The sequence below is a fragment of the Comamonas sp. SCN 65-56 genome, assembly GCF_001724135.1.
Taxonomy (GTDB): Bacteria; Pseudomonadota; Gammaproteobacteria; order Burkholderiales; family Burkholderiaceae_C; genus Comamonas_C.
Map to the genome: position 1 here is coordinate 14,681 of NZ_MEDS01000017.1, position 24,047 is coordinate 38,727.

Sequence of the window (24,047 nt, forward strand, 5' to 3'; positions counted from 1 at the left end):
CTCCTACAGCAGGCGCGGCTGTGCCACGGTCAGGTCGAGTTCGCCCTCGGCCAGGCGGGCGTGCACCGGCGCGCCGGTACGCACCTGGGACGGACGCGTCAGCACCTGCCCCTGCGCATCGGTCAGCAGTGCGTAGCCGCGCGCAAGCACCTGCTGCGGATCGACCAGCTGCAGGCGCAGCGCGGTGCGTTCCAGGCGCTCGGCATGGCGCGCCAGGCTGCGCTCGAAAATACGAGGGAAATCGCCCTCCAGCGCTTGCTGCACCTGCGCACTGCGCTCCAATTTGAAGAGTGCTGCATGGCGCAGGCGCTGTGCCTGGTTGGCCAGGCGCAATTGCGCCGCCGCGACCAGACCCGAAGGGCGCCCCAGGCGCTGCGCTGCGCCGTCGAGGCGCTGGTGGCCGCCATCGATCTGGCGCTGCAGCGCCTGCGTCAAGCGCTCTTGCACCAGCTGCAGCGCCCCGAGCCAGTCTGCGCGCGGCTGCGCCACCAGTTCGGCGGCAGCAGTGGGCGTGGGCGCGCGCAGGTCGGCGCAGAAATCGGCGATGGTGAAATCCGTCTCATGCCCCACGCCGCTGACGAGGGGCACGGGGCTGCGCACGATGGTGCGTGCCAACGCCTCGTCATTGAAGGCCCAGAGGTCTTCCATCGAGCCACCGCCGCGCACCAGCAAGATGACATCGATCGGCGGATGATTCAAAGGCTTTTTGGCCTCTGACGCTTGCCCAGCATGCGTTAGCAGATACAACTGTGATAGCGCTTCGCACAGCGTTGCGGGCGCTGCCGCGCCCTGCACCTGCGCTGGCGCCAGCACCACGGGGATATGCGGCACGCGCCGCGCCAGCGTGGTCGCCACGTCGTGCAGCGCGGTGGCGCCCAGCGAGGTGACCAGCCCGATGGCGCGCGGCATCACCGGCAGCGGACGTTTGCGCGCGGCATCGAACAAGCCTTCGGCCTCCAGCCTGGCCTTGAGGCGCAAAAACTGCTCGAACAACTGCCCCTGCCCGGCCTGGCGCATGTCCTCCACGATGAGCTGCAGATCGCCGCGGGCCTCGTACACGCCCAGGCTGGCGCGCAGCTCCACCTGGTCGCCATCGCGCGGGTTGAACGTGAGCTGGCCGGCGGCGCGGCGAAACATCGCGCAGCGCAACTGCCCCTGCGCATCCTTGAGCGTGAAGTAGCAATGTCCGCTGGCCGCGCGCGAGAAGCCCGCCAGCTCGCCGCGCACCGCCAGCGGGTTGAAGCGCGCCTGCAGACTGTCCGCCACGGCGCGGCACAGCGCGCCAACCTCCCAGATCAGCGGCGCGGTTGCGTGGTTTTGGGGTTCAAACACAGGCGGGACAAGGGCTTGCGCCCGGTGTCTGCGAAGCAGTCATCCACAGAAAGGCTGCCGTGGTTGACGAAAGCATGAAAGTGCAAGCGATAGCACGAAAATCACCAACGCACGTGTAACTCATTGATTTAATTGATGTTTTTGTAGCTCAATTTTTAGGCAATGCGTGCAAAACACCAGTGGATGCGCTCCGGACCCGCTTGTACCGCCAGTTACCCACAAAGTTATCCACAGAAAAGGTGGAAGACTTTCGTTGCTCGTCCTGCAGCCCGGTCTCGGCAGCTGCGCAATGTCGGTGCGCCATAATCAAACGCTTGCATCCAACTGCGCGGAGTACGCATTGTTTTCGATCATACAAGCCTCGGGCTGGCCGATCTGGCCACTCATCGCCTGCTCCATCGCCGCGCTCGCGCTCATCATCGAGCGCTTCATTTCCCTGCAGACGCGACGCGTTGCGCCGCCCAAGCTGCTCGATGAAGCCATCGCCGTCACCGCGCGCGGTCTGCCGGCGCCGGATGTCGTCACCCAGCTGGAACAGAACAGCGCCCTGGGCGAGGTGCTGGCCAGCGGCATCCGCCAGCTCGTCAGCCAGCCGCGCAGCTCGCCGGATGAGATTCGCGCGGCGATGGAAGGCAGCGGCCGGGCGATGGCGCACCGGCTGGAAAAATACCTCAACGCGCTGGGCACCATCGCCTCGGCAGCGCCGCTGCTGGGCTTGCTCGGCACGGTGGTCGGCATGATCGAGATTTTCGGCGCACAGGCCGGTGCCGGCGCCGTCGGGCAGGTGGCCGGCGGCGGCAACCCGGCGCAGCTGGCGCATGGCATTGCGATGGCGCTGTACAACACGGCCTTCGGTCTGATCATTGCCATACCGTCGCTGTTTTTCTGGAAGTACTTCCGCAGCCGCGTCGATGCCTACGTGCTGCAACTCGAACTGGCCAGCGACCGCTTCTTGCGCCACCTGGCCCAGCTGGGCCAGCGCAAGCCCTGAGAGCGTGAGAGCACAGGCATGAACTTTCGCGCCAGCCCCCGGGAAGAGCCCCGGATCGACCTGATCCCGTTCATTGACGTGTTGCTGGTGATCCTGATCTTTCTCATGCTCACCACGACCTACAGTCGTTTCACCGAGCTGCAGCTGACGCTGCCCGTGGCGGATGCGCAGCAGATGCGCGAGCGCCCGCGCGAGGTCATCGTCGCCGTCTCGGCCGAAGGACAGTACGCCGTCAACAAGACCACGCTGGCCGGCAAGGGCGTGCAGGCGCTGGCAGCTGCGCTGCAGGCGGCCATGCCCAGCGGCAGCGATCCGATTCTCATCATCAGTGCCGACGCGCTGGCGCCACACCAGTCCGTCGTCACGGTGATGGAAGCGGCACGCCGCGTGGGCCTGGCGCAGATCACCTTTGCCACCCAGAGCTCCGGCGGCGCCAAGGCATCTGCCGACCCGCAGTGACATGAGCGAGCGCCTGCGCCGCGCTTGGCAGCACCGTGGCGCACCAGCGCGGTTGCTGTGGCCGCTGTCCCAGCTCTACGGCGCCCTGGTGCGCCTGCGCCACGCGATCTACGCATGCCGCTGGCTGCGCAGCGAGCGCCTGCCGGTGCCGGTGATCGTCGTCGGCAACGTGGTGGCGGGCGGCAGCGGCAAGACCCCCGTCACCATCGCACTGGCGCAGCACCTGCGCGCCAGGGGCTGGCATCCGGGCGTGATCTCCCGCGGCTGGGGCCGGGCAACGCAGGACTGCCGCGCCGTGCTGCCGGCAAGCAGCGCTCGCGACGTCGGCGACGAGCCCCTGCTCATCGCCCGCCGCGCCCAGGTGCCGGTGTACGTTGCGCCGCGCCGTGCCGACGCGGGCCGCGCGCTGCTCGCCGCCCATCCCGCCACCGACATCCTGCTGTGCGACGACGGCCTGCAGCACCTGGCGCTGGCGCGCGATCTGGAACTCTGTGTCTTCAGCGATACGGGCGCTGGTAATGGCTGGCTGCTGCCTGCCGGCCCGCTGCGCGAGCCCTGGCCGCGTGCCGTGGATGCGGTGCTCTATCGCGGCACACCACCGGCGGGTGCGGCGCCGGCGTTTGCCGTTCAGCGCGCGCTGGCCGACCATGCCATCAGTGCCAACGGCGATGCGGTGGCGCTGGGCAGCCTCGTCGGCCAGCCGCTGCATGCGCTGGCGGGCATTGCCGAACCAGAGACTTTCTTTACCATGCTGCGCGCGCAGGGCTTGACGCTTGCGCGCACGCAGATCCTGCCGGATCATCATGATTTTGATAGCTGGCAGCGCCCTGCTGACAAGCGCGAATGCCTGATTTGCACCGAAAAAGACGCCGTCAAGCTCTGGCGGCACGCCAGCGACGCGCTGGCGGTGCCGCTGCAGACCACCCTGGCACCCGCCTTCCTGGACTGGCTGGACGCGCGCCTGGCCTCACTATCATCACGCCATGGACCCCAAACTGCTTGAACTGCTGGTCTGCCCCGTCACCAAGGGGCCACTCACCTACGACCGCGAGCGTCAGGAACTGGTCTCGCATAGCGCGCGCCTGGCCTACCCGGTGCGCGATGGCATCCCCATCCTGCTCGAGACCGAGGCACGCACGCTCAACGATGACGAGCTCGACACGAAGTGAACACGCCGCCCTTCACCGTCCTGATTCCGGCCCGCATGGCCTCCACGCGGCTGCCGGACAAGCCGCTCGCCGATATCGCCGGTGTGCCGATGGTGGTGCGCGTGGCGCAGCAGGCAGCCAGGAGCGGCGCGGCGCAGGTGGTGATTGCCGCCGACGATGCGCGCATCGTGCAGGCCTGTCAGGCCCATGGCGTGCAAGCGCAGCTCACACGCGCTGACCACGCCAGCGGCAGCGATCGCCTGGCCGAGGCCTGCGCACTGCTCGCGCTGGCACCCGACGCCATCGTCGTCAACGTGCAAGGCGATGAGCCGCTGATCGATCCGCAGCTGATCAACGCCGTCGCCCGGCTGCTGGCCGCGCAGCCGGACGCCGCCATGGGCACCGCCGCCCACCCGATTGCCAGCGCGGAGGATTTCGCCAACGCTAACGTGGTCAAAGTGGTCTGCGACGCGCGCGGCATGGCGCATTACTTCAGTCGCGCGCCGATTCCCCATGCGCGCGACGCGGCGACCGGCAGCGCCTGGTGGCAGACCGCCACGGCGGCGCGCATTGCACCATTGCGGCACATCGGCATCTACAGCTACCGCGCGGGTTTTCTGCGCGACTTCAGCGCGCTGGCGCCTGCGCCCACGGAGCAAATCGAGTCTCTGGAACAGCTGCGCGCCCTTTGGCACGGATTTCGCATAGCTGTGCACATCACGCCGGATGCACCGGGCGCCGGGGTAGACACTCCGGCCGACCTTGCACGCGTGCGCGAGTGGTTCTCCCGGCAGCCCGATCTGTAAGCAAAGGTGCGTGCTATTCTTGACCGCTTGCGCGCACTGCGGCGGCGCCGCCGATTTTCATAGTACGAGAGGACATCCATGAGACTGATACTGTTGGGCGCACCCGGCGCCGGCAAGGGCACGCAGGCGGCCTTCATCTGCAAGCAGTTCGGCATTCCGCAGATTTCCACCGGCGACATGCTGCGCGCCGCCGTCAAGGCAGGCACGCCGCTGGGCGTGAAAGCCAAGGCCGTCATGGATTCCGGCGCGCTGGTGAGCGACGACATCATCATCGGCCTGGTCAAGGAGCGCATCGCCGAGCCCGACTGTGCCAAAGGCTTTCTGTTTGACGGCTTTCCGCGCACCATCCCCCAGGCGGACGCGATGAAGGCGGCAGGGGTCAAGCTGGACTATGTGCTGGAAATCGACGTGCCGTTCGATGCCATCATCGAGCGCATGAGCGGCCGCCGCAGCCATCCGGCCTCGGGGCGCACTTACCATGTCACCTTCAACCCGCCCAAGGTCGCCGGCAAGGACGATGTGACCGGCGAGCCGCTGGTGCAGCGCGACGACGACAAGGAAGAGACCGTCAAGAAACGCCTGCAGGTCTACAGCGACCAGACGCGCCCGCTGGTCGACTACTACTCCAGCTGGGCCAAGGCCGACCCGGCTGCCGCGCCCAAATACCGCGCCATCAATGGCCTGGGCAACGTCGACGAGATCACCGCACGGGCACTGGCAGCCTTGTCCAGCTGAGGCGCCGTCGACCTGCACCCGAATCGCCCCGCTCCGCGGGGCTTTTTCATGGCTGCATCAGCTCCAGCATCAGGCGGATGCGAGCCTTCACCGGGCTCAATCCGCCCGCATCCTTCCAGGCTTGATCGGTGATGGGGCTGATGCAGCCCTCACCACAGCGTGATGCAATGCGCACCGCCACCCCCGCGGCGATCGCACGCCGCAGCGCCGCCTGCAGGCGCTCATGCAGCGTGCCATTGCCCGTGGCGGCTACCACGATGCCGTGAACGCCGCCGGCCACCAGAGCGTCGATCAGCATGCCGTCGCTGCCCGCGTGACTGAGCACGATCTCCACCCGGGGCCATTCCGGCGCCATGAAAGCGGGCGCCAGCAGCAATTCGCCATGACGCGGCGCCGCAGGCCGGGGAGGCGCTGCATGCGCCCAACGTACGTCCCCAGCCTGTACCCAGCCAAGTGGCCCGCCATCGAGCGAGGCAAACGCGTCCAGGCGTTGCGGGTGCACCTTGGCCACTTCACGTGCGCCATGGATGCTGCCCGCCACCACCGCCAGCACGCCACAGGCCTGCGGGTGCGCCGCCACGTCCACGGCATCCAGCAGGTTCTGCGGCCCGTCGGGGCAGAGTGCGGTTGCCGGGCGCATCGCGCAGGCAAGCACCACCGGCTTGTCGGCCGGCAACACCTCATGCAGCAGCCAGGCGGTTTCTTCCAGCGTGTCCGTGCCGTGGGTGATGACGATGCCTCCCACCGTGTCGTCGGCCAGGTGCGCCAGGCAGCGCTGCGCCAACTGCTGCCACACCGCATGCGTCATGTCCTTGCTATCGATGCGCGCCACCTCCTCTACCTGCAGTTCGCCACCCGCGGCCTGCATGAGCGCGGGAATACTGCCAACAAGTTGCTCCGCGCTCAGCTGCGCTGCCGTGTAGCTGTTGCCACCCACCGGCCCGGTGCCGGCAATCGTGCCGCCGGTACCCAGAATCACGATTTTTCTGCCCATGGGTTGCGCCTTTTTCAAAACTGATTGAAAATACAGTTACTGGATTAAACGACAGTTGTGCATTTCGCCATCGCCCTGCCAATCTACCGGAGCATCTCATGCCTGACCAGCCCAAGCTCACCAGCCGCCAGCAGCAGATCCTCGAACTCATCGAACGGGCCGTGGCGCAAACCGGTGCGCCGCCCACGCGCGCCGAAATAGCGCAGGAGCTGGGCTTCAAATCTGCCAATGCGGCCGAAGAACATCTCAAGGCCTTGGCGCGCAAGGGCGTGATCGAGCTCGTCAGCGGTACCTCCCGCGGCATCCGTCTGCGCAGCAGCGCTCTGCGCGAGATCAACACCCAGCGCGGCCTGCAGTTCAGTCTGCCCATCCCCAGCCTGGCGCAGCTCACTCTGCCGCTCATAGGCCGCGTCGCTGCCGGCTCGCCGATTCTGGCGCAGGAACATGTCGACCAGAGCTACACCATCGAAAGTACCCTGTTTGCCCACAAGCCGGATTACCTGCTCAAGGTGCGCGGCATGTCCATGCGCGACGCCGGCATCATGGACGGCGACCTGCTCGCCGTCAAAGCCACCCACGATGCCCGCAACGGCCAGATCATCGTCGCGCGGCTGGGAGACGAAGTCACCGTCAAACGCTTGCGTCGTAGTGGCGGCCAGATTGAACTGTTGCCTGAAAACCCCGACTACCCGGTCATCCAGGTGCATCCCGGTGAACCGTTTGAAATTGAAGGCCTGGCCGTGGGCCTGATCCGCAACACCATGCTGATGTAGGCATGGCAGTCCGCGCCGCAGGTGGCGGGCGTCTGGCATGGCGAGGGGTGCGCACGCATTCCCGCATGCCAACCCTGAGGCGAGGTTTTCAATGGCAATCCTGCCTGTGTTCTTACCCAATGGAGTTTCACATGCAGTCTGCCCAGCGCCCGCTTCCGCTCTTCCCCACGCCCGCCGAAGGCAACATCATCGCGCTGCGACCCTTGGCGCAGCGGCACCAGCCGCGCAACGATCGCGCCAGTGCCGCCACCCGCCCGTCGCTGCGCCTGATCGTCAATCGTGCTGCCGATGGATCGTGCAGACTGGTTGCCTCCGGCCGCATGGCCGATGTCTGTGCGGAACTCAACCGGCTTGCATTGGCGTGATGGTGATCGGGCGATAGTCAGGTGGTTAATTGCGCCCAGACCTTGTCCAGGCGCTTGCCACTGACCGGGTATGGGGTTTTCAGCTCCTGCGCGAACAGGCTCACGCGCAGCTCCTGCAGCATCCAGCGGTATTCCTGCATGCGCACGTCCTGCTGGCCCTTGCGCTCGGCCAGCAGGCGCGTGAAGCGCTGCTCCAAGGGCTGCAACTCTTTCATCTTGGCGGCGTCACGCGCCGGGTCGGCGCGGACTTTGTCCAGGCGCACGACGATGGCCTTCAAGTAGCGCGCAAAGTGCTGCAGCTGCGCCCAGGGGGCAGCAGCAATAAAATTTTTAGGCATCAAATTTTGTAGCTGCTTGCCCGTGTCCTGCGTGGCTTCTATAGCATTTTTGCTGTCTTTTATCTTGCGCTGGGCGGCGGCGTATTCCGCCAGGATCACGCCGGCCAGGCGCGCTACCTCGTTGGCGATCAAGGTCAGACGGGCGCGCCCGTCCTGCACACGCTGCTTGAACTGCGCCTCGTCCTGCGGCAGCGGCTCCTGCACAAAGGCGCGGTCCATGGCCACGTCGATGATCTGCGCGCGCAGCTCCTCCTGCGTACCCAGCGGCATATAGGCCACGGCCATTTTTTGCAGATCCGGAATGTTTTTTTCCAGGTATTTGAGCGCGTCCTTGATCTGCAGCGCACACAGGCGGCGCAGGCCCAGACGGTGCTTGGCTGCGGCCAGCTCGGGCTCGTCAAAGACCTCGATGGTCACGGCATCGCCCTGGTCGATCAGCGCCGGAAAGCCGATCAGCGTATGGCCGCCTTTTTTCAGCTCCATCAGCTCGGGCAGCTCGCCAAAGCTCCAGCTGGTGTAGCGCTGCCCGGCCTCGGTTTTCACTCCCTCCACCCCTGGGGGAGGGTTGGGGTGGGGGCGGCTGGCAACAGGCGCTGCGCCAGGTTTGCCCCCACCCTGCCCTCCCCCAGTGGGGGAGGGAGAAGAAGCAGGAGACGCCAGCTTCAACTCCGCCAGCGCCTGAAACGCCCCGCGCGCCTTACCGCCCCATTCTGCTTTCAGGGCGCCCAGGGTGCGGCTTTGCCCCAGCTGGCGGCCATGCTCGTCGGTTACGCGCAGGTTCATGAACAGGTGCGCGCTGAGCATGTCGAGCTTGAAGTCGGCGCGCTTGATGTCCAGGGACGTTTCATCGCGCGCCTGCTTCAAGAGCACATCGATCAGCCCGCCCTGCTGCCAGCGCTCGCCCTGCAAGAACAGCTGCGCCAGGCGCTCGGCGTGTTCGGGCAGCGGCACAAAGCGGCTGCGCGGGCGCTGTGGCAGGCTTTTCAGGAGCGCCTGGATCTTGTCCTTGAGCATGCCCGGCACCAGCCATTCGGCGCGCTCCTCGCTGACCTGGTTGAGCACGAACAGCGGCACGGTCACGGTGAGGCCGTCGCGTGCATCGCTCGGGCTGTGCAGGTAGCTGGCCGTGCAATCGACACCGCCCAACTTGACGGTCTTGGGGAATTTGTCGGTGGTGATGCCCGCGGCCTCGTGGCGCATCAGCTCGTCTTTGGACAGGCGCAGCAGCTCGGGCTGGCCCTTGCTGGCCTGGCGAAACCACTTGTCGAAGGTCGCGCCGCTGTAGATGCCCTCGGGAATCGCCTGGTCGTAGAAGGCGTAGATCAGCTCGTCGTCCACCAGCACGTCTTGCCGACGGCTCTTGTGCTCCAGGTCCTCGACCTTGCGCACCGTCTTGTGGTTCGCTGCCAGAAAGGGCCAGGGGCTGTCCCACTCGCCCTCGACCAGGGCGCGGCGGATGAACATCTGGCGCGCCTCGATCGGGTCGATGCGGCCATAGCTCACGCCGCGCTGGTTGTAGACCACCAGGCCGTAGAGCGTGGCGCGCTCGTAGGCCACCACATCAGCCTGCTTCTTGCTCCAATGCGGGTCCAGCAGCTGCTTTCTGAGCAGATGTGCGCCCACTTCTTCGAGCCACTGCGGTTCGATGGCGGCAATGCCCCGGCCATACAGGCGCGATGTCTCCACCTGCTCGGCGGCGACGATCCAGCGCCCTGGCTTCTTGGACAGGTGCGCACCCGGGTGCGGGTGGAACTTGATGCCATGCGCGCCCAGGTAGGCCTCGCTCTCCTCGCCTTTGAAGCCGATGTTGCCCAAGAGGCCCGAGAGCATGGACAGGTGCACCGCCTCGTAGCCCGCCGGCTGGGCGTTGAGCTGCCACTGGTGCTCGCGCACCACGGTCAGCAGCTGCGAATGGATGTCGCGCCACTCGCGCACGCGGCGGATGTTGAGGTAGTTCTGGCGTAGCAGTTGCTCCCACTGGCGGTTGCTGAGCTTGTGGGTGTCGGATGCACCCTCACCCCTGCCCTCTCCCGCAGGAGGGAGAGGGAGAGAATTCCCTGCGCCCTGGTTTTCACTCCCTCTCCCTCTGGGAGAGGGCTGGGGAGAGGGCTGCGCCGCCCCCGTGCCCCGCTGCGCCACCGGCAAAAACGCCTGGTTGCGCGCCTTGGCTGCGACAGAGTGCTGCGCCGCCATCTCACGCCGACTGCTTGCCACTACCTTACCGCCGCGCGCGTCGTCGAGCCAGTTCCACAGCCGCACATAGCCAGAGAACTCGCTCTTCTCGTCGTCGAACTTGGCGTGCACCTGGTCGGCCTGGGCCTGCGCCTCCAGCGGCCGGTCGCGCACGTCTTGCACCGACAGGGCCGAGGCAATCACCAGCACCTCGGCCAGCGCGCCGCGCGCGCGCGCCTCCAGAATCATGCGGCCCACGCGCGGGTCCAGCGGCAGGCGCGACAGCTCCTTGCCCATGGGCAGCAGACTGCCGCGCTCGTCCACCGCGCCCAGCTCTTGCAACAGCTGGTAGCCGTCGGCAATTGCCCGGCCCGAGGGCGCCTCCAGAAACGGAAAGTTCACCACGTCGCCCAGGCCCAGGCTCTTCATGCGCAGGATGACGCCGGCGAGCGAAGAACGCAGGATTTCGGGGTCGGTAAAGCGGTCGCGCTGGTTGAAATCCGCCTCGTCGTACAGGCGGATGCAGATGCCGTTGGCCACGCGCCCGCAGCGCCCGGCGCGCTGGTTGGCGGCTGCCTGGCTGATGGGCTCGACCAGCAGTTGCTCCACTTTGCTTCTAAAAGAATAGCGTTTGACGCGCGCCGTACCTGCGTCAACAACGTATTTGATGCCAGGAACCGTGAGCGAAGTCTCTGCCACGTTGGTCGCCAGCACGATGCGGCGGTGGCTGTGGCTGTCAAAAATCCGATCCTGCTCGGCCTGCGACAGGCGCGAGAACAGCGGCAGCACCTCGGCGCTTCTGAGCACGGGCGAGTGCTGCAGGTGCTTGCGTAAATGGTCGGCGGCCTCGCGGATCTCGCGCTCGCCGGGCAGAAAGATCAGGATGTCGCCGCCCGCGCCGCCTTGCCACAGCTCATCGACACCGTCGGCAATCGCGTCGTTGAGGTCGAAGTCCTTCTTCTCCTCGAACGGCCGCCAACGCATCTCGACCGGGTAGGTGCGCCCGGACACCATGATGACCGGCGCCGGGCCGGCCTTGCTTTCAAAGTGCTTGGCAAAGCGCTCGGCGTCGATGGTGGCCGAGGTTACGACGACCTTCAGGTCCGGGCGCTGCGGCAATATTTGGCGCAGATAGCCCAGCAGAAAGTCGATGTTCAGGCTGCGCTCATGCGCCTCGTCGATGATGAGGGTGTCGTAGGCCTTGAGCAGCGGATCGGTCTGCGTCTCGGCCAGCAAAATGCCATCGGTCATCAACTTGACCGATGCGCCCTTTTGCAGCGTGTCGGCAAAGCGCACCTTGTAGCCCACCACCTCGCCCAGCGGGGTCTTGAGTTCTTCGGCGATACGCTTGGCGACGCTGGAAGCCGCAATGCGCCGAGGTTGGGTGTGGCCGATCAGCCGCCCGCGTTCACCCTCTGGCGCATTGCAGCGGCCCCGGCCCAGTGCCAGGGCTATTTTTGGCAGCTGCGTGGTCTTGCCCGAGCCGGTCTCGCCGCAGACGATGATGACCTGGTGTTTGTCCATGGCGGCCATGATTTCATCGCGGCGCGCGGAGACGGGAAGGGATTCGGGGAAGCCGATCTGAAATGGCAAGGGCATTGGCATGGGGGCGGCAATTATCCCAAGGCCCGCACGCGCCTGCACCCGCGCCCCCCGCTGTGGGAAGATGCCAACCCCGCGCCACCCCCGAGAGTCACCCCGCATGCTCATCAACTGCGTCGCCTACGAAGAAGGGCGCAAGCTCTCCGACATCCCCGTCGAAGACATCGACCAGTGGCTGCTGCGCCCCGGCTGTTTCGTCTGGGTGGCGCTGCGCGATGCAACAGACGAAGAACTGCGCGCGGTCCAGCATGAATTCGGCCTGCACGAACTGGCCGTGGAAGACGCCAGCCACGGCCATCAGCGCCCCAAAATCGAGGAGTACGGCCAGACGCTGTTCGTCGTGATGAAGCTGCCGCTGGTCGAGCACCGTGAAACCGTCTGGGGGGAACTCGCGGTGTTCGTCGGCCCCAATTTCGTCGTCTCGGTGCGCAACCAGAACCCGCGCGATTTTCTTGGCGTGCGCGCGCGCTGCGAGAACGAGCCCGAACACCTGCGCCAGGGTGCGGGCTTTGTGCTGTACGCGCTGATGGACGCGGTGGTCGATCGCTACTTCCCGCTGCTCGACGCGCTGGAAACCGAACTCGAAGCCATTGAAGACACCATCTTCGAGCGCGGCTCGGCGCACCAGAAAATCCAGCGTCTGTACGAGCTCAAGCGCCACGTCGCGCACATGCGCCACGCCGTCGCACCGCTCTCGGACGCCGTGGGCAAGCTGCACGGCGGCAGAGTGCCCGCGCCCTGCGCCAGGCTGCAAGAGTACTTTCGCGACGTGCAAGACCACCTCACGCGCATCAACGCCGCAATTGAAGCGATGCGCGAGACCATAGGCACCGCGATCCAGGTGAACCTGGCGATGGTGGCGATCGAGGAATCGGAAACTACCAAACGCCTCGCGGCCTGGGCGGCGATCTTCGCGGTATCGACCGCGATGGCCGGCATCTGGGGCATGAACTTCGAGCGCATGCCCGAGTTGAAATGGGCCTGGGGCTATCCGATGGCACTGGGGCTGATTGCCAGCGCCGCCGCCCTCCTGTATTGGCGCTTCAAGCGGGTTGGCTGGCTGTGAAGCTCACGCCTGATGCACAATTTGCCGCTTTGGCCCGCATCCCACAGACCGCTGCTCTTTCGGCCCCATGTCCACCGTCTTCAATTTCACCTTCGTGCCGTGGTTTCGCTCGGTTGCGCCCTACATCCACAAATTTCGCCACCAGACCTTCGTTGTCGGCCTCACCGGCGAGGCGGTGGCGGCGGGCAAGCTGCAAAGCATCGTTCAGGACCTCGCGCTGATCCAGGCGATGAGCGTGAAGATCGTGCTGGTACACGGCTTTCGCCCGCAGGTGAGCGAGCAGTTGCGCCTGAAGGGCCACACCCCCCGCCACCACAAGGGCGTGCGCGTCACCGACCCGGTCGCGCTCGACTGCGCGCAGGAAGCGGCCGGGCAGCTGCGCTACGAGATTGAAGCCGCCTTCAGCCAGGGCCTGCCCAACACCCCCATGGCCGACGCGCGCGTGCGCGTGATTTCGGGCAACTTCCTGACCGCACAGCCGCTCGGGATCGTGGATGGTGTGGACTTTCAGCACACCGGCAAGGTGCGCAAAGTGGACGTGGAAGGCATACAGCGCGCACTCGACTCGCAGGCGCTGGTGCTGATCTCACCCTTCGGTTTTTCGCCCACAGGCGAGGCCTTCAACCTCAGCATGGAAGAAGTCGCCACACGCGTGGCTAGCGAAATGCAGGCCGACAAGCTGCTGTTTTTGACCGAGATCCCCGGCGTGCGCGAAAAGCCACTGGAACCCGAGGCCGAGGACAACCCGATAGACACCGAAATCACCCTGGCCACGGCTCGGCGCATGCTGGCCGATCTGCCCGAGCCATCGCAACCCACCGACCCGGCGTTCTATCTGCAGCGCTGCGTACAGGCCTGCGAGCATGGTGTGGAGCGCAGCCATATCCTGCCGTTCGGCGTGGATGGCTCGCTGCTGCTGGAAATTTACGTGCACGACGGCATAGGCACGATGGTGATCGACGAAAAACTCGAGGAGCTGCGCGAGGCGACGATAGACGACGTGGGCGGCATCATCCAGCTGATCGAGCCGTTCGAGCGCGATGGCACGCTGGTCAAACGCAATCGCACCGAGATCGAACGCGACATCACGAGCTACCTGGTGATCGAGCACGACGGGGTGATCTTCGGCTGCGCCGCGCTCTACCCCTACCCCGAGCAGAAAACCGCCGAAATGGCGGCGCTCACCGTATCGACCGACAGCCAGGGCACGGGCGATGGCGAAAAGCTGCTCAAGCGCATAGAGCAGCGTGCACGCGACATGGGCTTGGCCAGCATTTTCGTACTCACCACACGCACCGTGCACTGGTTTCTGAAGCGCGGGTTTTCCCCGGTTGAACCCGATTGGCTGCCGGAAGCGCGCAAGCGCAAGTACAACTGGGACCGCAAGAGCCAGGTGCTGGTCAAGCGCTTGTAAGGGCGCTCGCGCGCGTTCCTGCCCGGCTCACTTGAACAGATCGAACAACCCGCCGCCACTGCCGCGTTCATCGGCCGGCTTGCCGGTGGCCGTATCCACCGCACGCAAAAATTCGCGCATGGCGTCCACCGCCTGGCTCTTCACCTCACCATCGCGCAGCGTTTCCTGCACCATCGCGCCGTTCGCCATGACGACCTTGACCCAGCCATTGGCGCTGTAGGCCATGGCATGGATCAGCGACAGCGGCGCGTCAAACGTGGTGGCTGGGTCGTTGCCCGGCGCGGGCTGCTCCGCGGAGGGCAGCATCAGCCGTATTACCTGGTTGCTGCCAAAGTGAAACTCCGCCCTCGTGATGGTGGATGTCTGATAAGGCACGCCTATGGTCAGCATCGCCACGCCGGCACGCAGACTGCTCCAGCGCGCCGTCAGTTGCGGGCAGCGCGGCTGACCGCACACCAGCGCCGCCGTCGCAGAGCTCACCTGCTTGCTGCCGTCCGCAGCCGTCAGCTCTTGCGGCGCCGTCAAACTGGCGGTGGTGCTGGCGCAACCGGCCAGCACTAGCGCCAAAACGCCAAAAGCCCTGACAGGGCTCAGTGTGATTGCCATGGTTCATCCCAAGCGTTGCAAACCGTAAACCGCCGTTGCCATGTGCGTGACCCCGCGCGCAGCAAAACCCGGCTCCTGCGCGAGGATATCCAGCCGTTCGCGCAGCGCGACGTCCCAGCGGCCCGCATAGCGTTCGCGCACTTCGGACTCCAGCACGGCAAAGGGCGGGCCATCCATTTCGTTCTGTGCGTACTCCAGCGTCAGCAGCAAGCCGCGGCAGCCGGCGGGCAGGCGGTCCATCAACCCTTGCGCATAGCCCGCGCGCATCGTCGGCGGCAGCGCGATCAGCGCAGCCCGGTCGTACACCGCTGCGCAATCCTGGAGTACGGCAGCATCCAGGCCGAAGGCATCGCCGCAGATGAGTTCAATGGCGCCGGCGCTGTAGTGCCTGCCATGGCGGCTTTCATGGCATCGCGGCTGCCAGCCATGCTCGGCAAAAAACTGCTGCACCGCCACCGGCGAGAGTTCCACGCCCAGCACCGCATGGCCCTGCTCGGCAAGCCACACCATGTCCAGCGACTTGCCCGCCAGCGGCACAAACACCTTGCTGCCATGTGCCAGGCCCAATTGCGGCCAATGCCTCTTCAGCAGCGTTGAGACCTGCGGCTGATGAAAGCCGGTGCGCCCTTCGCGCCAGCGTTCCAGCCAGAATCCATGCTCCATGCACCATCCCCGACGACTCAGTGGGGACAGTGTAATGAGCGCATGGCACTCGGAATTGACAGTCGGCGCTGACGCCAGCCGAAAAACTTGGCAAGATGCCAACCGTTTCAACATTTGTCAGTGGAGACACCCATGAGCAAACCCGTCGTCGCAGCCAATACCCCCATCAAAGTCGAACTGGAGGCAGGCAAGACCTACCACTGGTGCCGCTGTGGTCTGTCCAAGCGCCAGCCCTTTTGCGACGGCTCGCACCGCACCACCGACATCACGCCACTGGCCTTCACCGCCGAAAAAACCGGCGACGCCTGGTTGTGCCGCTGCAAACAGACGCACAACGCACCCAATTGCGATGGCACGCACAAGCGGGTTCCGGCAGACATGGTGGGCAAGGAGTTCACGCTGTAAATCCGGCAGCGGCCACATCTCCACAGCCATGCAACAGCCCCGTGACACGGCGCTGGCCGGCATCAAGGTGCTGGATCTGTCGCGCGTTCTCGCCGGCCCTTGGTGCACGCAGATCCTGGCCGACCTGGGCGCCGACGTCGTCAAGATCGAGCGCCCCGGCAGCGGCGATGACACGCGTCACTGGGGCCCGCCCTTTCTGCAGACGGCCGACGGCGCAGCGACCTCCCAGGCCAGCTACTTCACGGCGTGCAACCGCAACAAGCGCTCGGTCACGCTGGACATGTCCCGCCCCGAAGGCCAGGCGCTGCTGCGGCGCATTGCGGCCGAGGTCGACGTGGTGGTCGAAAACTTCAAGGTAGGAGGCCTGGCGCGCTACGGGCTGGACTACGACAGCCTGAAGGCCGCCAACCCGCGGCTCATCTATTGCTCGGTCACCGGCTTCGGGCAGAGTGGTCCCTATGCAGAGCGCGCAGGTTACGACCTCATGGTCCAGGCGCTGAGCGGTCTGATGAGCGTCACCGGCCATGCCGATGGCGAACCCGGTGGCGGCCCGCTCAGGGTAGGCGTGGCCGTCATCGACATCTTCACCGGCCTGTATGCCAGCAACGCCATTCTTGCCGCACTGCATGCGCGCGCGCACACGGGCGAGGGGCAATACATAGACACGGCGCTGCTGGACGTGGGCATGGCCGTACTCGCCAACCAGGCGGCCGGCTTTCTGGCCACTGGCGACAGCCCGATGCGCGCCGGCAACAGCCATCCCAGCCTCGCGCCCTACCAAAACTTCGCCACGCGTGACGGCCAGGTGTTGCTGGCCATTGGCAACGACGGGCAATTCAGCCGCTTCTGCGGCGTGATCGACCGACCCGAATGGGCCCTTGATGAGCGCTTTGCCACCAACACCGCCCGCGTGCACCACCGCAGCGCGCTGCTGGCGCTGATGCAACCGGTGCTGCGCGAGCGCAGCAGCGCCGAATGGATCGCCTTGCTGCACGACAAAGCCGTGCCTTGCGGCCCGATCAACACCATTGCGCAAGCGTTTGACGACCCGCAGGTGCGCGCCCGCGGTCTGCGCGTCGAGCTGCCACGGGATGCAGGCGACGGCATAGCGCAAATTGATACGGTCGCCAGCCCGCTGCGGCTGTCCAGGACGCCGATCCGCTACCACGGCGCACCGCCCGCGCTGGGACAGCATACCGACGAAGTGCTGCGCGAGTGGGGCTTGTCGGAACGCGAAATCGAAACCCTGCGAGCCAGCGGTTGCGTGTGACCGAAATGCCCCGCTCGCACAGGAAGTAAAGAACGGGTAAAAGGACGCGATCCGGTCAACCACCTCCGCTCAAGAGACGTCTCAGGCCTATGCACGCATTTTTTACGCTATCCACCCGTCATTCACTGATGTGGGGTGGCGTCCTTGCCGTCGCACTGCTGCTGACGGGCTGCGCGGTTCCCGTGGCGGACCCCTACGGCTACGACGGCCCGGCGTATCCCTCTGCGCCTTATGTAGGCCCGGCGGATCCCGCTTATCTCTATGGCGCACCGCCTGTTTTTCTCGGCGGCCAGGTCTGGATCGATTCCGGGCCCGCACGCCATCGGCACGGCTGGCGCGACTCGGGCCGGCGCCCCGTTGACCGGCACCCGCCACCCTGGCTCCAGGACCGCCCCGGCAACCACGCGCACCCTCGCCCGCACGACCACCAGCGCCCTCCCATTGCAGGTGAACCCGATGGGCGCCACGGGCAGTTTGGGCCCGACAACAGGCGAAGACCGCAGGCGCTGGATAGGGGCTCTGCGTCGCGCATGGACCGTTCACCACCCGGTGGGCGCGAGCGTGGCGCCCCCGGAGACGCCGGCGGCGGGCGCTGGCGCGGCCACCGTTGAACCACCTTTTTTGAACCACCATTTTCATGCCTGACCGTCGCACCATCCACTGCACTGCCTTGCTGCTGGCTGCCAGCCTGTGGGCCGGATCGGCCGCAGCCCAGGTCACGCGCTGCAGCGACCCGGTGACGGGAAAAATCACCTACACCGATGGCGACTGCGCGGCAGGGCAGGCACGCAAGGAAGTGGCGCCGCGCCAGAGCCCTGAAGACATTCAGCGCGAACGCGATCAGGCACAGGAGGCCATGCGCCTGAAGCAGGAGCGGCGTGCACTGGAGGCAGCGCAAGCCGTTCCGGCCCCGGTGGAAAAACCGCGGCAAGACGCTGACCGGCAGCACCCGCCGGATCCGGCCCAGTCTGCCGAGTGCGCACAGGCCCGCCAGGCACTGAAGGCGGCGCAGGCGCGTGATCCGTCGCTCTACGACACCAACACCCGCATCTACAACGCCCAGCGCAACGAGGAACTGGCCTGTCTCACACCGGAAGAAAACGCCCGCCTGCAGCGCGACCGCGAGCAGCGCCCGGTCTACCAAAACCCCGGCTTCATCCCGCCCGTCGTCGTGCTGCCGCCTCCTCGCCCCCATCCCCCGCACAACATCCAGCCCAAGCCCAGGCCCGAAATGGTGCAGTGCAACGTCTTTCGCTGCTTCGACAGGCAAGGCAACGCCTATCCGCGCTGATCCGCCACGCTGGCCGCCAGACCTTCGCGCACCGTCGCAAAGCGCAGCTTGAGGCGCAGTTCCCGCCGCATGCGCGCTGTCAGCAGGCGCCGCGACTCACCCAGAAAACCCAGCATCGCTGGTGTGAGTTCTCGCTGGGCCTGGGCACGCGAAATACGCGGCAAGCGCGGCAAGCCGTACACATCAGCGGCCAGATCGAAATAGTCACCCATGCGCAGGCTGCTCTCGTCCGCCACATGGCAAATGCGCTGCGGTAGCGCGCGCCACAAGGCCAGCACGCAGGCGCGCGCCAGGTCGTCGGCGTGGATATGGCTCACGTACACATCATCTTCGGCACGCAGCAGCCGCGTGCCGCGCAGCAACCGCTCGCGCGGCGCGCCACCCGGGCGGTCCGCCGCGTAGATGCCGGGAACGCGCAGCACGCCCACGCGCACGCCCTGTCGCCCCAGTGCACGCAGCGTGGCTTCGGCATCCACGCGCCGGCGTGCACGCTCGGATGCCGGCGCCGGCATCCGGGTTTCAGCCACCCAGGCACCGCCGCAATCGCCATACACGCCCGTGGTCGAGATGTACACCAGCGCTTGCGGCAGACTGCGCCGTGCCAGCGCCCGAACCAGCGCCTGGCTGCGTGGATCCGTCTCGCCGGTGGATGGTGGCGGTGCCAGATGCAATACCCGCGTGGTCAACCCGGCCAGGCGCGCCAGTGTGGCTGCCTCATCCAGATTGCCGCGCAAAGGCGTAATCCCTGCAGCGCGCAGCCGGGCGATTCGGTCAGGCGAAGAAGTCAATGCCAGCAGGCGGACGTTGCGCCCCATCACCTTGGCAGTGCGCAGTCCCACGTCGCCGCAGCCGACGATGAGCACGCGCTGACGGCGAAAGCGCGCCGGCAGCGCGCCCAGGGGATAAAGGTTGGAAGGCACAATCAGCGTTCGTCCGTTTCACGCATGCAGGAGCATACCCAGCCCATGTCCGGTTCCGACAGTTCGTTCAAAGTCACCGTCCAGCCCAGCGGCCGCAGCTTCGCGGTCGAGCCCGGCGAGACCATTCTGGCCGCAGCCATCCGCCAGGGGATCGGCATGCCCTATGGCTGCCGTGATGGCGCCTGCGGCTCGTGCAAATGCCGCAAGCTCGAGGGTGAGGTGCGTCTGCGCGAGCATCTGGACGATGCGCTGAACGCGCAGGAAGAAGCCCAGGGCATCATCCTCGCCTGCAGCGCATGGCCGCAGAGCGATGTGGTGATCGAATCCGACCAGGTCAGCAGCGAAGCGAGCTACCCCATCCGCAAGTTCCCGGTGCGCGTGCTGCACCTGGAACGCCCGGCGCCCGACGTGATCATGGCGCAGATGATGTTGCCCGCGGGTGACGCCTTCGGCTACCGTGCCGGGCAGTATGTCGATGTGCTGCTCAAGGACGGCTCGCGCCGCTCCTATTCGATGGCCAACGCACCGCACACGCAGGCGACGCAGCGCGGGCTGGAGCTGCACATTCGCCACACCCCGGGCGGGCTCTTCACCGAGCAGGTCTTCGCCAGCATGAAGGAGAAAGACATCCTGCGCGTTGAAGGCCCGTTCGGCAGCTTCTACCTGCGCGAAGCCAGCGACAAGCCCATCGTCCTGCTGGCCTCGGGTACGGGTTTTGCCCCCGTCAAGGCGCTGATCGAGCACCTGCAGCACCTGGGCAGCACGCGAGCGGCCACGCTGTACTGGGGCGGGCGCCGGCCGCGGGATCTGTACATGGATGCCTGGGTGCGTGAGCGCCTGGCGCAACTGCCCACGCTGCGCTACGTGCCGGTGGTCTCCGACGCACTGCCCGAAGATGGCTGGAGTGGTCGCACCGGGTTCGTGCACCAGGCCGTGCTCGACGATCTGGCGGATCTCTCAAGCTACGAGGTCTATGCCTGCGGCGCGCCGGTGGTGGTGAATGCCGCCCGTGCGGATTTCACTGCCCTGCGCGGCTTGCCGGAGGATGCGTTTTTTGCCGATGCCTTCCTGACCGAGGCCGACAAGCACTCCGCATGATGTGCGCGGCTACCCGCCGCCACCCGCCCAGGCATCCCCAGGCTGTACGCAGCGGATGCGCTGATCCTGCACCGCGGCCAGTTGCGCCGCGCTCACCCGCTCAGGCGCCAGCTCGCGCAGCGGCAGCAACACAAACGCACGCTGCCACATGCGCGGGTGCGGCAGCGTCAGCTGCGCATCATCGAGCTCCAAATCGCCCTGCAGCAGCAAATCCAGGTCCAGCGTGCGCGGCGCGTTGCGGTAGGGTCGCTCCCGCCCCGCTTCGTTTTCTATAGCTTGCAGCGCCGCCAACAAAGCGCCAGGGAGCAATTTCGTATCCAATTTGACGACCGCATTGAGGTAGTCCGGCCCCTGTGCCCCCACAGGCGCGCTGGCGTACAGCGAGGAAACCGCCAGCACCCGAGTGTGCGGCCACTGTGCCATGGTCTGCACTGCAGTGCGCAGGCTTGCCTGCGCATCGCCCAGATTGGCACCCAGGCCAACGAAGGCGTTCACTCGGGCGCAGCCTCACCACCGCCGTCTGCCGCCGGCTTGCGGCGACGGCGCCGGCGCTTCTTCGGCGCCGCATGCAGCGCGCCGTCGGTGCCTTCGGGCGCCGCCGAAGCCCCTTCTTGGGCGGCAGGCGCCACTGGGGCCGATCGGCGCGACTGCGCACGCTGGCGCTGGCGTTGTTCGTCGCGCACCTGGTCCAGCATGTCCTGGCGGCGCGCATCGTCGGCCATCGAAAACTGCTGCCACCAGGCCACCAGCTCCTCCGGCACTTCCCCGCTGTCGGCGCGCAGGCGCAGAAAGTCAAAGCCGGCGCGAAAGCGGATATGCGCCACCATGCTCAGCGCGCTCTGGCCCGAGCGCTTCTCGAAGCGCGGTTGCATGACCCAGATTTCGCGCATGTCGGCGGCCAGCTTGCCACGGCCCGAGATGTCGCCGATACGCTGGGCAAACACCTCGTCGATCGCCGCCTGCAGTGCCGGAAAGGCATGCTCGCCCCGGGCCTGGTGGCGCTCCCAGCCCGCCTTCACATCGGGCCAGAGCACGCAGGAGAGCAGAAAGCTCGGCGCCACCGCCTTGCCCTCGCCCACGCGCCGGTCGGTATCGAGCAGCACGGCATGCACCAGCGGCAGCTCGGCGCGCTCCACCACCACGTCCAGCAGCGGGTAGATACCGCGCTCCAACCCCAACTTGCGCAGCTGCTCTACCGACGCCAGCGCATGCCCGGTCTGCAGCAGCTTGAGCATCTCGTCGAACAACCGGCTTTGCGGAATGTCGCGCAGCAGCGGCTCGCAGGCCACCAGCGGCTTGGCGGAGCGTGGCTCCAGCGTGAAGCCGCGTGCCCCCAGTTTGGCGGCAAAGCGCGCAGCGCGGATGATGCGTACCGGGTCTTCGTGAAAGCGTGTCGCCGGATCGCCGATCATGCGCAGCAGGCGCTTGTTCGCATCCTCTATGCCCTTGTGGTAATCCACCACGATTTGCGTTTCGGGGTCATAGTACAGCGCATTGACGGTGAAGTCGCGCCGCGCTGCGTCTTCTTCCTGCGGCCCCCAGACGTTGTCGCGCAGCACGCGGCCACTGGCATCGACCGCATGGCGCAAGCCGGCAAGTTCGGCCTTGCCGGTTTTTTCGTTGCCTTGCACCTGCTCTGCCGCCGCGTTGTCGAGGTAGGCACGAAACGTCGACACCTCGATCACCTCATGCTCGCGCCCGCGGCCATGCACCACATGCACGATGCGAAAGCGCCGCCCGATGATGAAAGCACGCCGAAACAGACCCTTGACCTGCTCCGGCGTGGCATTGGTCGCAACATCGAAATCCTTGGGTTTGAGGCCCAGCAGCAGATCGCGCACCGCGCCGCCGACGATGTAGGCCTCAAAGCCCGCCTGCTTGAGCGTGCGCACCACCTCTGCCGCACGCTTGTCCACCAGCGCCGGATCGATGTGGTGCACGCTCTCGGGCACTTCCTGACGCTTGCCGAAAGGATTTTTGCTGCCGGCACGCTTGCCGAGCAATTTGTCGATGAAGGTCTTGATCATGGAATGGAGGGTTCGGCAAACAGGTCCAGCACGGGCCAGCCGCGCGCATGCGCCAGGGCACGCAACTCGTCGCCAGGATTGGTGGCTATGGGGTGGTCGACCTGCTGCAGCAGCGGCAGATCGTTCATCGAGTCGCTGTAGAAGGTGGATTCGCAATGTTCCAGCGTCAGGCCGCGCTGCGCGAGCCACTGGCGCAGGCGCACGACCTTGCCTTCGCGCATCGAGGGCACGCCGCGGATCTCGCCCGTGATCCAGCCGCTGGCGTCCCGCTGCAGTTCAATTGCTATCAAATTGGAAATACCCAACGCTTGCGCTATGGGCGTCGTGACGAATTCATTGGTGGCTGTGATGATGACCATCAAATCGCCCGCATCGCGGTGCTTTTGCAGCAGGGCCAGTGCCTGGGGGCGTATCGCGGGCCCGATAACTTCATGCATGAAGCGTGCGTGCGCGGCATGTGCCGCCTCGGCTCCCTGTGCGCGCAACGCCTGGGTGGCAAAACGCACGTAGTCGTGCACGTCCAGGCTACCACGCTGGTAATCGGCAAAAAATGCCGCGTTGCGCCGCCCGAAATCGTCGCGATCGCACCAGCCCTGACGGATCGTGAATTCGCCCCATTCGTAGTCGGAATCGAGCGGCAGCAGCGTATGGTCCAGATCAAACAAGGCCAAGCGCGTTGGCGCGCCGCGCCCTTCACCCTGCGTCATGCAAGCTCCGCCACGTCAAGCGCTTCATTCAGCATGGCGCGAACCAGCGGAATGGTGACCGCCCGCTGCGCTTGCAGGGCAAACTGGTCCAGCGCCTGCAGCATCTGGGCCAGACTCCCCATGTCCCGGGCAAAACGCGCCAGCATGTAATCCAGCACCTCATCGGGCAAGGCGATACCACGTTCGCTGGCCTGCTGGCGCAGCACCTGGCGGCACCCCGCCTCGTCCAAAGGCTGAAGCTGAAAGACCTGTCCCCAGCCCAGGCGGCTGCGCAGATCGTCGCGCAACGGCAGATCCGCCGGCGGCAAGGCCCCTGCAGCCAGCACCCAGCGTGCGCTGCCGGCCTGCGGGTGGGTGGCATTCACAAACCAGTTGAACGCCGCTTGCTGCAGGGTTGCGTCATACCGCTGCACATCGTCCATGGCGACGGCATCCCAGCCGTCGTCAAACGCTCCGGGGCTGCCGGACTCCGCATCCATCCAACCCACTCTGGCGCCCTGCTGCTGCAACGCCAGCACCGTGGCCCGCAACAAATGCGACTTGCCGCAACCCTGGCTGCCCCACAGGTACACCGGCGCTTGCGCCCGGCCCTCGCGGCGCAGCCCTTCCTGCAGGCATTGCAGCGCCTGACCGTTGCGATTGGCAAGAAAATTGACCAGCGTGGGACCGGCGGGCAGCCCGATATCGAGAGCCAACTGTTTCATGGCGCGAACCGGGCGGCGTTGGAGGACAAGAGGGTGTGCATGAAGAAAGGTAAGACGCGGCGTTTTCCTGCAATGACGCAAGCGAAAGCCGGATGGATCGATTTTACGTTGCCCTAGAATCGTCGCCTGCCCTTGCAACCACCCGGCCGCCACGTGCGCGC

At 66.1% G+C, this 24,047-nt stretch carries 24 protein-coding genes; 14 read left to right on the top strand and 10 right to left on the bottom strand.

The window, feature by feature from the left end; genetic code table 11:
* Positions 1 to 3: 3 nt before the first annotated feature.
* Positions 4 to 1,332: an exodeoxyribonuclease VII large subunit gene (xseA, locus tag ABS45_RS10570; protein WP_291555500.1), complete on the bottom strand. Its 1,329-nt coding sequence runs from the start codon at positions 1,330 to 1,332 to the stop codon at positions 4 to 6.
* A 340-nt stretch (positions 1,333 to 1,672) separates the two neighbouring features.
* Between xseA and ABS45_RS10575 the strand changes: the two genes are divergently transcribed.
* The 6 genes from ABS45_RS10575 (at position 1,673) to adk (ending at position 5,471) form a co-directional block, all read left to right on the top strand.
* On the top strand, positions 1,673 to 2,323 hold the full coding sequence (locus tag ABS45_RS10575; protein ID WP_291555501.1) for a MotA/TolQ/ExbB proton channel family protein: 651 nt from the start codon (positions 1,673 to 1,675) through the stop codon (positions 2,321 to 2,323).
* Positions 2,324 to 2,341: 18 nt separating this feature from the next.
* Complete coding sequence (locus tag ABS45_RS10580; RefSeq protein ID WP_291555502.1) at positions 2,342 to 2,782, top strand: biopolymer transporter ExbD; 441 nt, start codon at positions 2,342 to 2,344, stop codon at positions 2,780 to 2,782.
* A gap of 1 nt (position 2,783) precedes the next feature.
* Entirely contained in the window at positions 2,784 to 3,785 is a 1,002-nt protein-coding gene (lpxK, locus tag ABS45_RS10585; RefSeq protein ID WP_291555503.1) for a tetraacyldisaccharide 4'-kinase, read from the top strand.
* The gene (locus ABS45_RS10590; protein ID WP_291555504.1) at positions 3,766 to 3,951 is read left to right on the top strand and encodes a Trm112 family protein; all 186 of its coding nucleotides are present in this window, start codon (positions 3,766 to 3,768) and stop codon (positions 3,949 to 3,951) included. The genes lpxK and ABS45_RS10590 overlap by 20 nt, the downstream gene beginning before the upstream one ends.
* Positions 3,948 to 4,736, top strand: coding sequence for a 3-deoxy-manno-octulosonate cytidylyltransferase (gene kdsB, locus ABS45_RS10595; protein ID WP_291555505.1), 789 nt, complete (start codon positions 3,948 to 3,950; stop codon positions 4,734 to 4,736). The genes ABS45_RS10590 and kdsB overlap by 4 nt, the downstream gene beginning before the upstream one ends.
* 78 nt (positions 4,737 to 4,814) lie before the next feature.
* On the top strand, positions 4,815 to 5,471 hold the full coding sequence (gene adk / locus ABS45_RS10600) for an adenylate kinase (RefSeq protein ID WP_291555506.1): 657 nt from the start codon (positions 4,815 to 4,817) through the stop codon (positions 5,469 to 5,471).
* A 46-nt stretch (positions 5,472 to 5,517) separates the two neighbouring features.
* On the opposite strand, the gene ABS45_RS10605 is transcribed toward adk, so the two are convergent.
* Complete coding sequence (locus ABS45_RS10605; RefSeq protein WP_291555507.1) at positions 5,518 to 6,465, bottom strand: asparaginase; 948 nt, start codon at positions 6,463 to 6,465, stop codon at positions 5,518 to 5,520.
* Between the two features lie 98 nt (positions 6,466 to 6,563).
* Here ABS45_RS10605 and lexA point away from each other — a divergent pair, with 98 nt between their 5' ends.
* On the top strand, positions 6,564 to 7,238 hold the full coding sequence (lexA, locus tag ABS45_RS10610) for a transcriptional repressor LexA (protein ID WP_291555508.1): 675 nt from the start codon (positions 6,564 to 6,566) through the stop codon (positions 7,236 to 7,238).
* A 131-nt stretch (positions 7,239 to 7,369) separates the two neighbouring features.
* On the top strand, positions 7,370 to 7,603 hold the full coding sequence (locus ABS45_RS10615; RefSeq protein ID WP_291555509.1) for a hypothetical protein: 234 nt from the start codon (positions 7,370 to 7,372) through the stop codon (positions 7,601 to 7,603).
* A 17-nt stretch (positions 7,604 to 7,620) separates the two neighbouring features.
* Here the strand turns inward: ABS45_RS10615 and hrpA are convergent, their stop codons facing one another.
* A complete protein-coding gene (gene hrpA / locus ABS45_RS10620; protein ID WP_291555529.1) occupies positions 7,621 to 11,706 on the bottom strand; it encodes an ATP-dependent RNA helicase HrpA in 4,086 nt (1,361 codons plus the stop codon).
* A 109-nt stretch (positions 11,707 to 11,815) separates the two neighbouring features.
* On the opposite strand from hrpA, the gene ABS45_RS10625 reads away from it, so the two are divergent.
* Positions 11,816 to 12,781, top strand: coding sequence for a magnesium and cobalt transport protein CorA (locus tag ABS45_RS10625; RefSeq protein WP_291555510.1), 966 nt, complete (start codon positions 11,816 to 11,818; stop codon positions 12,779 to 12,781).
* Positions 12,782 to 12,848: 67 nt separating this feature from the next.
* Positions 12,849 to 14,195, top strand: coding sequence for an amino-acid N-acetyltransferase (gene argA / locus ABS45_RS10630; protein ID WP_291555511.1), 1,347 nt, complete (start codon positions 12,849 to 12,851; stop codon positions 14,193 to 14,195).
* Between the two features lie 27 nt (positions 14,196 to 14,222).
* Here argA and ABS45_RS10635 read toward each other — a convergent pair whose 3' ends face one another.
* Together ABS45_RS10635 and ABS45_RS10640 are read right to left on the bottom strand one after the other, a co-directional pair.
* A complete protein-coding gene (locus tag ABS45_RS10635) occupies positions 14,223 to 14,801 on the bottom strand; it encodes a hypothetical protein (protein ID WP_291555512.1) in 579 nt (192 codons plus the stop codon).
* Between the two features lie 3 nt (positions 14,802 to 14,804).
* On the bottom strand, positions 14,805 to 15,464 hold the full coding sequence (locus tag ABS45_RS10640) for a thiopurine S-methyltransferase (RefSeq protein WP_291555513.1): 660 nt from the start codon (positions 15,462 to 15,464) through the stop codon (positions 14,805 to 14,807).
* Positions 15,465 to 15,596: 132 nt separating this feature from the next.
* Between ABS45_RS10640 and ABS45_RS10645 the strand changes: the two genes are divergently transcribed.
* From ABS45_RS10645 to ABS45_RS10655, 3 genes are all read left to right on the top strand, one after another.
* On the top strand, positions 15,597 to 15,869 hold the full coding sequence (locus tag ABS45_RS10645; RefSeq protein WP_291555514.1) for a CDGSH iron-sulfur domain-containing protein: 273 nt from the start codon (positions 15,597 to 15,599) through the stop codon (positions 15,867 to 15,869).
* A gap of 28 nt (positions 15,870 to 15,897) precedes the next feature.
* Positions 15,898 to 17,139, top strand: coding sequence for a CaiB/BaiF CoA-transferase family protein (locus ABS45_RS10650; RefSeq protein ID WP_291555515.1), 1,242 nt, complete (start codon positions 15,898 to 15,900; stop codon positions 17,137 to 17,139).
* Between the two features lie 637 nt (positions 17,140 to 17,776).
* A complete protein-coding gene (locus tag ABS45_RS10655; protein WP_291555516.1) occupies positions 17,777 to 18,430 on the top strand; it encodes a DUF4124 domain-containing protein in 654 nt (217 codons plus the stop codon).
* On the opposite strand, the gene ABS45_RS10660 is transcribed toward ABS45_RS10655, so the two are convergent.
* A complete protein-coding gene (locus tag ABS45_RS10660) occupies positions 18,418 to 19,350 on the bottom strand; it encodes an NAD-dependent epimerase/dehydratase family protein (RefSeq protein ID WP_291555517.1) in 933 nt (310 codons plus the stop codon). The genes ABS45_RS10655 and ABS45_RS10660 overlap by 13 nt on opposite strands.
* Before the next feature lie 45 nt (positions 19,351 to 19,395).
* Here ABS45_RS10660 and ABS45_RS10665 point away from each other — a divergent pair, with 45 nt between their 5' ends.
* On the top strand, positions 19,396 to 20,448 hold the full coding sequence (locus tag ABS45_RS10665; protein WP_291555518.1) for a CDP-6-deoxy-delta-3,4-glucoseen reductase: 1,053 nt from the start codon (positions 19,396 to 19,398) through the stop codon (positions 20,446 to 20,448).
* Positions 20,449 to 20,457: 9 nt separating this feature from the next.
* On the opposite strand, the gene folK is transcribed toward ABS45_RS10665, so the two are convergent.
* From folK to hda, 4 genes are read right to left on the bottom strand one after another with little or no spacing between them, the layout of a single operon-like run.
* Positions 20,458 to 20,943, bottom strand: coding sequence for a 2-amino-4-hydroxy-6-hydroxymethyldihydropteridine diphosphokinase (folK, locus tag ABS45_RS10670; protein ID WP_291555519.1), 486 nt, complete (start codon positions 20,941 to 20,943; stop codon positions 20,458 to 20,460).
* The gene (gene pcnB / locus ABS45_RS10675; protein ID WP_291555520.1) at positions 20,940 to 22,475 is read right to left on the bottom strand and encodes a polynucleotide adenylyltransferase PcnB; all 1,536 of its coding nucleotides are present in this window, start codon (positions 22,473 to 22,475) and stop codon (positions 20,940 to 20,942) included. The genes folK and pcnB overlap by 4 nt, the downstream gene beginning before the upstream one ends.
* Positions 22,472 to 23,182 carry an HAD family hydrolase gene (locus tag ABS45_RS10680; RefSeq protein WP_291555521.1) on the bottom strand — a complete coding sequence of 237 codons (711 nt, stop codon included), beginning with the start codon at positions 23,180 to 23,182 and terminating at the stop codon, positions 22,472 to 22,474. The genes pcnB and ABS45_RS10680 overlap by 4 nt, the downstream gene beginning before the upstream one ends.
* Positions 23,179 to 23,886, bottom strand: coding sequence for a DnaA regulatory inactivator Hda (gene hda / locus ABS45_RS10685; RefSeq protein WP_291555522.1), 708 nt, complete (start codon positions 23,884 to 23,886; stop codon positions 23,179 to 23,181). The genes ABS45_RS10680 and hda overlap by 4 nt, the downstream gene beginning before the upstream one ends.
* Between the last annotated feature and the right edge of the window lie 161 nt (positions 23,887 to 24,047).